Raw genomic sequence first — 12,520 nt, forward strand, 5'->3', positions numbered from 1 at the left:
TTCAAGTTAGTTTTAAAAGCTTTTGCCTGACGGCAATAGCGCCGTGGAACCACCTGATCCCATGCCGAACTCAGAAGTGAAACGCGGTAGCGCCGATGGTAGTGTGGCATTCGCCATGCGAGAGTAGGACACTGTCAGGCACCTATTTAGAAGAGGCCTCCCATTCGGGAGGCCTTTTTGCATTTCTCTCTTCCAAAAAGCTGCGCTGCCGCCGGCATTTTAGTAAAAGTGCTGGGCTATCAAGGGATTGCCCGTTACTCTTTAGCCGTTACCGATTAACACGTGATGCTGCCAGCGAGGTATTGATGGCTACGTTGAAGGAAATTGCACAGGAAGCGGGGGTTTCTCTCGCGACGGTATCCCGGGTACTGAACGAGGATCCCAGCCTGAGCGTCAAGGAAGAGACCAAGCAGCGGATCTTCGAGATTGCCGAACGGCTGGAGTACAAGACCAGCAGCGCCCGCAAGGGGGTACACAAGAGCAAGCTGCACTTTCTGGTGGTCTATGCCTATCCCCAGAGTACCGAGGTCAACGACCCTTACTATCTCGCCATCCGTTATGGCATCGAGACCCAGAGTGCCCGCCTCAATATCGAACTGACTCATCTCTACAACTGTGGTGAAGGGCGTGAATTGAGCGCCGTGGATGGCATCCTGGTGGTCGGCACCCTCACAGCCGAGCGCCTTGCCCAACTCAGGGCTTGTTCCAGCCAGCTGGTGTTTGTCGACTGCCGTTCACAGGGAGAGTTCGACTCGGTCGATGTGGATCTTGCCCTGATCAGCCAGCAGGTCGTCGATTACTTCATCGCGCAGGGGCACCAGCGTATCGGTTATATCGGTGGCCAGGATGAGCATCCGGATCTGCGCGAACTGGCCTTCCGCGATTATGGCCAGCGGCTGGGGGTGGTGCAGGAGAGCGACCTCTATCGCGGGGACTTCTCCAGCGCTTCCGGCTACCAGTTGGCAAAAGAGATGTTGGCAGGGGATTGGCCCAAGGCGCTGTTCGTCGCCTCCGACTCCATCGCCATTGGCGTGCTGCGTGCCATTCATGAGAAGGGACTGGCGATTCCCCAGCAAATAGAGCTTATCAGCGTCAACGATATCCCGACCGCCAAGTTCACCTTCCCGCCGCTCTCAACGGTGCGGATCCACTCCGAGTTGATGGGCACCCAGGGGGTCAATCTGCTGGTTGAGCGGCTGCGAGACGAGCGGGATATTCCACTCCGGGTGTTGGTACCGAGCAAGTTGACCCTGCGCGGCACTACTCGCTGATTTTAGTAAAATATTCTGCTTTTTAGTCGCACCATCTTGCGGTGGTGCGACACATCTCCCAAGCAAACCTCTTTCCCATATCATCCAACAACTTCATATCATATTGTTTTATAGTTGATTTTATTGCTAGTCAGCCAACTGTTATCAACATCCATGCCACTCCTCCATATCTTGCCCTCCTTTATCTCCCGCTTCTGATCTCGCTCACAAAACCATCTGTTCATTGTGATCAGGTTAAAACTTTACCAATCCAAAGCTGATATTTAGTAAATGTTTATCTAGAGTTTACCCAGTTAACGTTGCCTTGTTCCGGGAGGACATGTGAATAACTGGGAAAACGTCCAATTCGTTGGTGAAAACAGGCTGGCTCCGCGCGCCTACTTCTTCTCTTATGCCGACCACGCGCTGGCGGCAACCATGCAGCGCGAGCTGAGCCGTCGTTTTCTGAGCCTTGGCGGCCAGTGGCAGTTCCACTACTTTGACCACCCCCTGCAGGTGCCGGAGGCCTTCTATCACAGCCCCATGAGCGAGTGGGGCCAGATCACCGTGCCCAACATGTGGCAGATGGAAGGACATGGTCAGCTGCAGTACACCGACGAAGGTTTTCCCTTCCCCATCGACGTGCCCTTCGTGCCGACCAACAACCCCACCGGCGCCTATCAGCGCAGCTTCATGTTGAGCCCGGCCTGGGACGGCGAGCAGGTGATCATCAAGTTTGACGGGGTGGAGACCTACTTCGAGGTCTATGTGAACGGCCACTACGTCGGCTTCAGCAAGGGGAGCCGTCTCACCGCCGAGTTCGATATCAGCGCCTACGCCAACATCGGCGAGAACCTGCTGTCGGTAAGGGTGATGCAGTGGGCTGACTCCACCTATATCGAAGATCAGGACATGTGGTGGATGGCGGGGATCTTCCGCGACGTCTATCTGGTGGGCAAACCGGCCGCCCATGTGCAGGACTTCTTCATCCGCACCGCGCTGGCCGATGACAATCAAAGCGCCACCCTGAGCTGCGATATCCAGCTGGAAAATCTGGGGTCGGCTGCCCGAGATCACCGTCTGGTCTGGTCGCTGCTGGATCAGGGCCGCGAGATCGCCAGCGGCTCGCTCGATCATCTCGCCATCGACGGCAAGTGTGATTGCCGCTTCACGCTGGATCTGGCCACCCCCCGTCTGTGGAGTGCCGAAGACCCTTACCTCTATCAGCTGCAACTCTCCCTCTACAACGGTCAGGGCGAGCTGCTGGAAGTGATCCCGCAGCGGGTTGGGGTGCGTGAAATCAAGGTCAAGGATGGCCTCTTCTACGTCAACGGCCACTACCTCAAGCTGCACGGGGTGAACCGTCACGACAATGACCACCTCAAGAGCCGCGCGGTCGGTATGGATCGTGTTGAGCGCGATATCGTGCTGATGAAGCAGCACAACCTCAACTCGGTGCGCACCGCCCACTACCCGAACGACCCGCGTTTCTACGAGCTGTGCGACCAGTACGGTCTGTTCGTGATGGCGGAGACCGACGTGGAGACTCACGGTTTTGCCAACGTCGGCGATCTCAGCCGCATCACCGACGATCCCTTCTGGGAGCCGGTGTTCGTGGATCGCATCGAGCGCCACGTACACGCCCAGAAGAACCACCCCTCCATCATCATCTGGTCGCTCGGCAACGAGTCCGGCTACGGCTGCAACATCAGAGCCATGTACCAGCGCTGCAAGGCGATCGACCCGACCCGGCTGGTGCACTACGAAGAGGATCGCGATGCCGAGGTGGTGGATGTGGTCAGTACCATGTATTCCCGCGTCTCCCAGATGAACTGCTTCGGCGAGTTCCCGATGGAGAAGCCGCGCATCCTCTGCGAATACGCCCACGCCATGGGCAATGGCCCGGGTGGCCTCAGCGAATACCAGCAGGTGTTTGACCGCCATCCCCACATTCAGGGCCACTACATCTGGGAGTGGTGCGATCACGGCATTCTGGATCAGGATGAGCAGGGCCGCCCCGTTTACAAGTACGGCGGCGACTACGGCGACTACCCCAACAACTACAACTTCTGCATGGATGGCCTCATCTATCCGGATCAAACCCCTGGGCCGGGCCTGCGCGAATACAAGCAGGTGATCTGCCCGGTCAAGGTGCGCGCGCTGGATCTGGCGAGTGGCAAGCTGGCGGTGGAAAACCGCTACTGGTTCTCCACTCTCGACGACATCCGCCTGCTGGTCGAAGTGAAGGCCGAGGGCGAGCTGCTGGCCAGCCAGCAAATCCGGCTGGAAGGGGTGGCTCCCGGTGCCACAACAGAGCTGCAGCTCGAACTGCCATCCCTCGATGGGCGGGAAACCTTCGTCCAGCTGCGGGTCATCAAGGCCACCGCCACCCGCTACAGCGCGGCGGAGCACGAGCTGGGCCAGTACCAGTTCCAACTGAAGGCATCGACTCGTCAGCTGCAGCCCTTTGCCAATCCCAACGCCACAGCATTGCAGATTGCCGACGAGCGCCTCTCGCTGACCTTGAGCGGCAGCGGCTTTGCCCTGCGCTTCTCGCGCCTAGACGGCAAGCTGGTGAGCTGGCAGCAAGATGGCAATGAGCTCATCGAGCGCTCGCCGCGCCTCACCTTCTTCAAGCCGATGATCGACAACCACAAGCAGGAGTACGAGAGCCTGTGGCACCCGAACCACCTGCAGATCATGCAGGAGCACTTCCGCACTCTGAGCTGGCGCCAGCTGGGTGAGGCGGTCGAGGTGACGGTGGAGAGCCTGATCGCGCCGCCGGTGTTCGACTTCGGCATGCGCTGCCGCTACGTCTACACCCTGAGCCCGAACGGCCAACTGCACGTGGCACTCTCCGGTCAGCCCTACGGCGGCTATGACGACATCATCCCCAAGATCGGCTTCGAGCTGGGCATGCGTCAGGATCTCGACCGGGTGCACTACTACGGCATGGGCCCGGGCGAAAACTATCAGGACAGCCGCCAGAGCAACTGGATCGACAGCTTCCAGAGCACGGTGAGCGAGATGTGGGAGCACTACCCCTTCCCGCAGGACAACGGCAACCGCCAGCAGGTGCGCTGGGCGACCCTGACCAACCGTCACGGCGCCGGTCTCTACGTGCGACCCGATGCCCCCATCAATCTGAGCGTCTGGCCCTACAGCTGGGAGCATATCCACGCGGCGCAGCACATCAACGAGCTGGAGCCGAGTGGTTATCTCACCCTCAATCTGGATCACAAGGTACTGGGGCTGGGTTCCAACTCCTGGGGCTCCGAGGTGCTGGACTCCTGGCGGGTGCGCTTCGAGCCGTTCAGCTTCGGCCTGACCCTGCTGCCCATCGCCCGTGGCAACCTCAACCCGGCTGCGCTGGCCGGGCTCGATCTCACCATCAACGGCGGGAGGAACCTCGCATGATCACCCTGGACAACCTGACCCTGTTCAAAAACATCTACCGGGAGGGCAAGAAGTGGGGCCGCTGCGTGGAGGTCATCAACAACCTGCCAAACCTCAAGCCCGGCATCTGCCACTCCATCGGTGACTCCCTCACCTACCGCTTGCAGGAGGGGGCCAGCCCGGCCACCTCCCTGTTCGAGGGGCAGCGCCGCTACTTCGACGTCCACTACTACCTGGAAGGGGCAGAGACGGTGGAGTGGGCTGCCAAGAGCGAGCTGGCGGTCGAGCAGGCCTATGACGATACCACCGACCGCGAGTGGCTGGCCGGTGAGGTGCGTGAGCGCCAGCAGGTCGGCAATGGGCAGGTGGTGATCTTCGAGAACGACGAGGCCTACCGCTTCGTCGGCGATGCGCCGGTGCGCAAGGTGATCATCAAGGTCACCGTCGAAGGCGGCTACTTCAAGAACAAATAACAAGCCGCCGGTTCTGCACTGATAAAAGCCGGAAGGGCGGGGCTCACCCTACAAATCATGCCCCGCCCTTTCGCTGAGATAATTACAGGTCTGGAGATGCACCATGTCTGATTCCAAACGCAATACGATAGGCAAGTTTGGTCTGCTGTCGCTCACCTTCGCGGCGGTATTCAGCTTCAACAACGTCATCAACAACAACATCGAAATCGGTCTGGCCTCGGCCCCGATGTTCTTTCTGGCCACCATTTTCTACTTCATTCCGTTCTGCCTGATCATTGCGGAATTTGTGTCACTGAATAAGAACTCCGAAGCGGGCGTCTATGCCTGGGTGAAGAGCTCCCTCGGCGGTCGCTGGGCCTTTATCTCCGCCTACACCTACTGGTTCGTGAACCTCTTCTTCTTCACCTCGCTGCTGCCGCGGGTCATCGCCTACGCCTCCTATGCCTTCCTCGGCTACGAGTACATTCTCACTCCGGTGGCGACCACGGCATTGAGCATGGTGCTGTTTGCCTTTGCCACCTACGTCTCCACCAACGGCGCCAAGATGCTCGGCCCCATCACCTCGGTGACCTCGTCCCTGATGTTGCTGCTGACCCTCTCCTACATCCTGCTGGCGGGTGCGGCACTGGTGGGCGGCGTGCAACCGGCTGACCCCATCACGGTAGAGGCCATGGTCCCCGATTTCAGCTGGGCCTTCCTGGGTATTACTACCTGGATCTTTATGGCAGCCGGTGGCGCCGAGTCGGTGGCGGTCTACGTCAATGACGTGAAAGGCGGCTCCAAATCCTTCGTGAAGGTGATCATCGTCGCCGGGATCTTTATCGGCGTGCTCTACTCCATCGCATCGCTTTTGATCAACGTGTTCGTCCACAGCGACACCCTGAAATATACCGGCGGCTCGGTGCAGGTGTTTGAAGGGCTGGCGGCTTACTTCGGCCTGCCGGAGATCCTGATGAACCGCTTCGTCGGGCTGGTCTCCTTCACCGCCATGTTCGGCTCCCTGCTGATGTGGACGGCGACCCCGGTGAAGATCTTCTTCTCCGAGATCCCGGCCGGCATTTTCGGCAAGAAGACGGTCGAGCTGAACGAGAACGGCGTGCCCGCCCGTGCAGCCTGGATCCAGTACCTCATCGTGCTGCCGCTGATGGTGATCCCGACTCTGGGCTCCAACACAGCGCAGGATCTGATGAACACCGTCATCAACATGACCGCCGCCGCTTCCATGCTGCCGCCGCTGTTCATCATGCTGGCCTACCTCAATCTGCGCCTGAAGCTCGACCACCTGCCACGGGAGTTCAAGATGGGTTCGCGCACCACCGGCATCGCCGTGGTCTCGGTGCTGATCGCCATCTTCTCGGTGGGCTTCCTCGCCTCCACCTTCCCGACCGGCGCCGACATCATGACCATCATCTTCTACAACGTCGGCGGGATCGTGATTTTCCTCGGCTTCGCCTGGTGGAAATACAACAGATACGAGGCCTCCCTCAGTGCCGAAGCGCGTGCCAAAGAGGCCCAGCCGACAGCGCAGGTTGCCATGCAGACGCCATAGCCACTGCATTGAATCCCAATCAAACCGGGTGGCCGTTGGCCACCCGCAAACCGTTGAACCAGAAAAGGAAAAGAGCATGAGCGAGACGATCGAGTTTGCCGAATTCAAGCGGGTCGAGATGAAGGTGGGCAAGGTGCTGGAGGTGGTGCGTCACCCCGGTGCCGACAAACTCTACATCGTCCAGATCGACGTGGGTGGCGAGCGGCCGCTGCAGACCGTCACCAGTCTGGTGCCTTACTACAGCGAAGAGGAGCTGATGGGCAGCGAGGTGGTGGTGCTGACCAACCTCAAGCCCACCAAAATGCGCGGTGAGCGATCCGAGTGCATGTTGCTGTGCGCCGAGACCCCGGACGAGAGCCAGAGCGTGCTGCTGCAACCGCGGGTGCCGATGGCGCCGGGCACTCCGATCGTCTGAATGGTATTGCGAGCCGGTGTGGGAGACTGCTCCGGTTCACCAACGAGGCCGTCCTCGCGGCCCGATCATAACAAGAGAGTAAAGCGCGGGGCCGACAGACCCTTGCCGAACACATCACAGAGTCACAGCGTTACCCGCAGGGAGCGCGAGTCCACTGGAGGACACCATGTCTGAATCCGTACGCGGCACCATAGGCAAGTTTGCCCTGTTGTCGATGACCTTTGCCGCCGTGTTCAACGTGCGCAACATCGTCAACAACAACATCGAGCTGGGGCTCAGCTCCGCCCCCATCTTCCTGCTGGCGACCATCGTCTACTTCATCCCGTTCGTCTTCATCATCGCCGAGTTCGTCTCGGCCAATAAAAACTCCGAGTCGGGGATGTACGACTGGCTGAAAAAGCCGCTCGGCACCCGGATGGCCTATCTGGGCTCGTTTCTCTACTGGTTCGTGAACCTGTTCTGGTTCGTCTCCCTGCTGCCCAACGTCATCGCCTACGCCTCCTACGCCATGCTGGGCTATGAGTACAGCTTCTCGCCCATGGTCACCTCGATCATCTCCATCGTGCTGTTTGCGGCGGCGACCCACATCTCCACCAAGGGGGCGAGCTGGCTCGGCAAGATTGCGGAGATCGTGGCCTACGGGGTGTTTGCCCTGTTCGCCATCTATGTGCTGGGTGCCCTGATGGCTCTGAGTGGCGATCATGTGCCGGCCCAGCCCATCACGCTGGAGGCGATGACTCCCACCGTCAACTGGGCTACGCTCGGCATCATGTGCTGGATCTTCCAGGCGGCGGGCGGTGCCGAGACTGCGGCGGCCTACCTCAATGACGTGAAGGGGGGCCAGAAGTCCTTTATCAAGGTGATCATCAGTGCCGGTATCGTCATCGGTGCCATGTATGCGGTCGGTTCCCTGTTGGTGAACGTGTTCGTGCCGCGCGAGAGCCTCACCTATGCCGGCGGCATGGTAGAGATCTTCACCGGCATGGCGCAGTACTTCGGGCTTTCCGAGGTGCTGGTGGGCCGCTTCGTCGGCGTGGTGCTGTTCATCGCCATGTTCGGCTCCATGATGATGTGGACCTCGGCGCCGGTGAAGATCCACTTCTCCGAGATCCCGCAGGGGGTTTACGGCGAGAAGACCACCCAGCTCAACGAGCACGGCGTGCCGGTGCGCGCCGCCTGGTGGCAGTTTGTCTTCGTGTTCGCGATGCTGGTGGTCAACGGCTTCGGCTCCGAGTCGGTGCAGCAGATGATGAACACCGCCATCAACCTCACCGCCGGTACCGCCATGCTGCCGCCGATCTTCATCATGGTGGCCTACTTCGTGTTCCGCTGGAAACATGACGACACCCCCCGCGACTTCCGCATGGGGTCGCGCAAGTTCGGGATGGCGGTGGTGTCGGTGCTGATCGCCATCTTCGTGGTGAGCATGAGTGCCTCCGCCTTCCCGGCCGGGGTGGATCTGGTGCGCGCCTTCTTTATCAACGTCTTTATGACCGCGGTCTTCTCGGCACTGGCCTACTGGTGGATCTCCCGCTTCGAGAAGCGGCAGGCCCGCAAGCTCGCCGGCAATGACAAGAAGATCGGCAACGGCAAGCTGGTCAGCCAGCGCTGATCGGCTGGGTGAAAAAGCGGGACGGGCGGCTTGGGTCGCCCGTTTTTTTATCCATTTAGCCCCGGTTTGGCGCTATCTGGCCGCGGGTCATCAACTTCCGCTATTCAACAAAGCAAAGGTGTTAAGCATTGATGAACAATTAACCGCTGCACAACGTTGCGCCTCTCCGTTATCGGGGTAAGCTGGAGGTTCGTTTTAGCGGGAGGTGCCAGACATCTCCCGCTCTGTTTCTTGTCCTCCCCAATCCTGACTGCCGCCACGGTAGCAGGATGCCCTCTGATGGAGACCTTTCGTGCGTCTGGATCCCTTTACTGTTGTGCTGATTGCGGTGGTCACCCTGGCCTCCCTCTTTCCCTGCGAGGGGCAGGTGGCCGTCTGGTTCGGTCTGCTGACCAAGCTGGCGGTGGCGCTCCTGTTCTTCATGCATGGCGCCAAGCTGTCGCGCCAGAACCTGCTGGCGGGCCTCGGTCACTGGCGGCTCCATCTGGTGGTGATGCTCAGCACCTTCGTGCTGTTTCCGCTGCTGGGGCTGCTGCTCACCCCGCTGGTGCCGAGCTGGTTGAGCCCGGCCATCTACCTCGGCTTCCTCTATCTCTGTGCCCTGCCTGCCACCGTGCAGTCGGCCATCGCCTTTACCTCGATGGCGGGGGGCAATGTGTCGGCGGCGGTGTGCAGCGCCTCGGCCTCCAGCATCCTCGGTATCTTTCTCTCGCCGGTGCTGGTGGGGATGATGATCCACGTACAGGGGGAGGGGATCGACACCTGGCACTCCATCCAGTCCATCATGATGCAGCTGATGCTGCCGTTCGTGGTGGGCCACCTGTCGCGTCCGCTGATCGGCCGCTGGGTCGATAGCCACCGTCCGCTCATCGGCAAGCTGGATCAGAGCTCCATTCTGCTGGTGGTCTATGTGGCCTTCAGCGAGGCGGTGGTGCAGGGGATTTGGCGTCAAGTAAGTTGGTACGATCTGGCCAGTATCGTACTGCTGAGCTGCGTCTTGCTGGCGCTGGTACTCTGCTGGAACGTCTGGATCAGCCGCCGCCTCGGCTTCAACAAGGCGGACGAGATCACCATCGTCTTCTGCGGCTCGAAAAAGAGTCTGGCCAACGGGGTGCCGATGGCCAACGTCATGTTCCCCGCCGCCAGCGTCGGGGTGATGGTGCTGCCGCTGATGATCTTCCACCAGATCCAGCTGATGGTCTGCGCCGTGCTGGCCCGCCGCTATCACGAGCAGGGGCATTGATACTCGCGCCGTTTTTATTGCAATAACAAGAGGGAGGCCCGTTGGCCTCCCTCTTCTCATCTGCATGCCGATCGGCGTGCTAGCGTTTGCGCCAGACGGTGAGCTGCGCCACCGTGTGCTGGTATTTGCGGGCGGTCTCGCGGATGACGAAGGGCACATCCCGCGGCGGGCAGTGCTCCTCAAACTCTGCCGCCAGCAGCCGTTGCAGCGCCTGATAGGTGGTGAGCGCCTCGCCGTTTTCGCGAATGCCGCCGAGCCAGTTGGCGGGCGGGGTATATTCCGCCAGCCAGGTATAGGGGCTGGTGAGCACCAGCAGGCCACCGCTGCGCAGCCGGGGTGCTATGTCTCGCAGGAAGCGGGCGGGCTCCCGCAGCCGGTCGATGAGGTTGGAGGCGAGCACCAGATCGTAGTGGTCATATTTGGGCTTGAGGTTGCAGGCATCCCCCTGACTGAAGTGGATGCGCTCCGCCTGACTCACCCCCAGCCCGTGGCTCGACAGGCGCGCCTCGCAATACTCCACCAGTTCACCCTCCAGCGGAATGGCGTAGCGGAAGCTGTCCTGACTGGCGAGGGCCAGCGCCACATCGATGAAGCGGGCCGAGTAGTCCACCCCGTCCACATGCTGGAAGTGGCGGGCCAGTTCGAAGCTGGCGCGGCCGGTGGCACAGCCGATATCCAGTGCCCGCTGGTGGTTGCTGCAGAGCTCGCCAGCAAGATCAGCAAGCGTCTTGGCGTAGTTGGCTACCCCGAAGTGGCTCGGGCCGTACTGGAAGTCGAGGTACTGAGCGACCAGCGTGTCGGTTTCATAGGGATTCACGATAACGGGTTCCTGATAACGGGAGACCAGATAGCGGAAACCCGCATGCTGGAAGAAGTGACGCCGAAAGGCGTAACGGGATGATTTGAGCGCTTCGTTACCCGTGCTGATCCAGCTGCCACCCTTGATCAGGGTGTGCTTGCCATCAAAGGTGGGGGTGGAGAAGTCGTCGTAGAGCGGGTGGATTTTAAAGCCGTCGAAACCGTCGATGGCGGTGCTGGTCCACTGCCAGACATTGCCTACCAGATCGAAGAACTCCCCTTGCGGGCAGGCATCCACCGGGCAGGAGGAGGCAAAACGGGCCAGATTGATATTGCCGGGGGCCTGTGTCCAGTCCGGCTGATCGCTGGGTAGCTGCTCGCGCAGCAGCATCCACTCCGCCTCGCTCGGCAGCTGGATGGGGAGTCCGGTCCGGGCCGCCTTCCAGCGACAGAAGGCGGCCGCTTCCAGCTGGTTGACCTCGACCGGCCAGTCCCAGGGCATGGCGACCTGCTCGGTCATCAGCCGCAGCTGCAGTTGTTCGGGCTTGGTGGAATCACCCACCCAGAAGGTGGGCATCTGCGCCCTGGCGTACTGGCACCAGCCCCATCCCTCCTCATCCCACCACTGTTGCTGGCCGTAGCCGCCCGCCTGGACGAAGGCGAGGTACTCGGCATTGCTCACCAGCATGCGGCTGGCCTGAAACGGGGCCAGCTCGATATGGCGCTCGCCATATTCGTTGTCCCAGCCGTAGGTGGCGTCCTGCTTGCCAAGGCGCACCTTGCCGCCTGCCACCGGCAGCAGACTGTTGGCGGGCACCTGATCAATGCGGTGGCGGGTTTCGGTACAGGCGGGCCAATAAGGTTGCGGCCGCACCCAGGCGAGCGGCAACTGGCGGATCAGCACGCTGGAGGTCTCGAGGTGGATGCGCTCGTGCTCTATCCCCATCAGGATCACCCAGGCCGGGCTCTGCCAGTCGATGGGCAGGGTGAGCGGCATCTGGCGAATGAAATCGCACACCAGCGAACGGACTCTGGCCCGATAGCTGCGCAGCTCGGTGACTTTTGGCCAGTCGTAGTGGGTCTCGTCCAGATCATCCCAGCTCATCTCGTCCACCCCGATGGCGACCATGGCCTCGATGCGGGCATCCAGCCGCTGATCGATCAGGCGTGCCGCCAGCAGCTTGTTGATAAAGAAGGCGGCGGTGTGGCCGTAGTAGAAGATGAGCGGGTGGCGCAGCGGGATCGCCTTGTTGAACCAGGCCCGCTCATCGGCCAGACAGTCGAACAGCGAGTCGTAGAGATCGAAGGTCTGGCAGAAGTAGGTGAGCAGTTCGCGCCGTTTCTGCTCGGGATCGCTGCCGGTCAGCAGCGGGGTGCGAGTCGGTTCCGGCAGACCGGTGGCGGTGGCATAGAGAGGGCTTGCTTGGGTCACGCTCTGGCTCCTTGTTGGCAGTGAAGACTGACAAGACAGTGGTAATGACATTACCGCAATGGAGAGCTTGGTACGCACGAAGTACCACTATTGGCTCAACAGACCGGCAGGGCAATTAAAAACTTCCACGGGCTGTCAGCATAGTGACCGGCAGGACGACCCGCCAATCAGCCACAATCATATCCGTTCGAGAATGGTTATTTTCACCAAAATATGGTCTAAATGGCTCTCTTGATTCTTCTGTCTGTTCTGGTTGAAATGGTTATTTCCTTTTGAATCATTAGGTTAATTTTTGGCTCACGCTTTGCAGAGCATGAAAACCAATTGGCCCTGGATGGCCAACACATAAGGA

8 protein-coding genes and 1 rRNA gene are annotated in these 12,520 nt (G+C 60.3%); 8 read left to right on the forward strand and 1 reads right to left on the reverse strand.

The annotated features are described in order from the left end of the window. The first annotated feature begins 25 nt into the window (after window positions 1-25). The 8 genes from rrf (at window position 26) to VF684_RS08695 (ending at window position 9,938) form a co-directional block, all read left to right on the forward strand. Window positions 26-140: ribosomal RNA gene (gene rrf / locus VF684_RS08660) — 5S ribosomal RNA — on the forward strand. A 165-nt stretch (window positions 141-305) separates the two neighbouring features. Continuing rightward, window positions 306-1,271, forward strand: coding sequence for a transcriptional regulator EbgR (gene ebgR / locus VF684_RS08665; protein ID WP_139441589.1), 966 nt, complete (start codon window positions 306-308; stop codon window positions 1,269-1,271). A gap of 321 nt (window positions 1,272-1,592) precedes the next feature. Beyond that, window positions 1,593-4,667, forward strand: a complete 3,075-nt coding sequence (gene ebgA, locus VF684_RS08670; RefSeq protein ID WP_139441590.1) for a beta-galactosidase subunit alpha — start codon at window positions 1,593-1,595, stop codon at window positions 4,665-4,667. Beyond that, on the forward strand, window positions 4,664-5,119 hold the full coding sequence (locus tag VF684_RS08675) for a beta-galactosidase subunit beta (protein WP_201998460.1): 456 nt from the start codon (window positions 4,664-4,666) through the stop codon (window positions 5,117-5,119). Before ebgA ends, VF684_RS08675 begins: the two co-directional genes overlap by 4 nt. 103 nt (window positions 5,120-5,222) lie before the next feature. After that, window positions 5,223-6,668 carry an amino acid permease gene (locus VF684_RS08680; RefSeq protein WP_069529762.1) on the forward strand — a complete coding sequence of 482 codons (1,446 nt, stop codon included), beginning with the start codon at window positions 5,223-5,225 and terminating at the stop codon, window positions 6,666-6,668. Between the two features lie 76 nt (window positions 6,669-6,744). Then, on the forward strand, window positions 6,745-7,083 hold the full coding sequence (locus VF684_RS08685) for a tRNA-binding protein (RefSeq protein WP_005342042.1): 339 nt from the start codon (window positions 6,745-6,747) through the stop codon (window positions 7,081-7,083). 166 nt (window positions 7,084-7,249) lie between these two features. Next, window positions 7,250-8,695, forward strand: a complete 1,446-nt coding sequence (locus VF684_RS08690; protein WP_440174150.1) for an amino acid permease — start codon at window positions 7,250-7,252, stop codon at window positions 8,693-8,695. A gap of 292 nt (window positions 8,696-8,987) precedes the next feature. Further along, the gene (locus VF684_RS08695) at window positions 8,988-9,938 is read left to right on the forward strand and encodes a bile acid:sodium symporter family protein (protein ID WP_201902797.1); all 951 of its coding nucleotides are present in this window, start codon (window positions 8,988-8,990) and stop codon (window positions 9,936-9,938) included. A gap of 79 nt (window positions 9,939-10,017) precedes the next feature. Here VF684_RS08695 and ovoA read toward each other — a convergent pair whose 3' ends face one another. Continuing rightward, window positions 10,018-12,168, reverse strand: a complete 2,151-nt coding sequence (gene ovoA, locus VF684_RS08700) for a 5-histidylcysteine sulfoxide synthase (RefSeq protein WP_421319704.1) — start codon at window positions 12,166-12,168, stop codon at window positions 10,018-10,020. Window positions 12,169-12,520 lie beyond the last annotated feature (352 nt).

The sequence above is a fragment of the Aeromonas sp. Lyrl_2 genome (assembly GCF_051948815.1).
GTDB classification, from domain to species: domain Bacteria; phylum Pseudomonadota; class Gammaproteobacteria; order Enterobacterales; family Aeromonadaceae; genus Aeromonas; species Aeromonas veronii.

Bases quoted from the DNA above. Each gene is read 5' to 3' on its own strand.
- ebgR (WP_139441589.1), top strand. From the start codon at position 306: ATGGCTACGTTGAAGGAAATTGCACAGGAAGCGGGGGTTTCTCTCGCG.
- VF684_RS08690 (WP_440174150.1), top strand. From the start codon at position 7,250: ATGTCTGAATCCGTACGCGGCACCATAGGCAAGTTTGCCCTGTTGTCG.
- VF684_RS08680 (WP_069529762.1), top strand. From the start codon at position 5,223: ATGTCTGATTCCAAACGCAATACGATAGGCAAGTTTGGTCTGCTGTCG.
- VF684_RS08685 (WP_005342042.1), top strand. From the start codon at position 6,745: ATGAGCGAGACGATCGAGTTTGCCGAATTCAAGCGGGTCGAGATGAAG.
- VF684_RS08675 (WP_201998460.1), top strand. From the start codon at position 4,664: ATGATCACCCTGGACAACCTGACCCTGTTCAAAAACATCTACCGGGAG.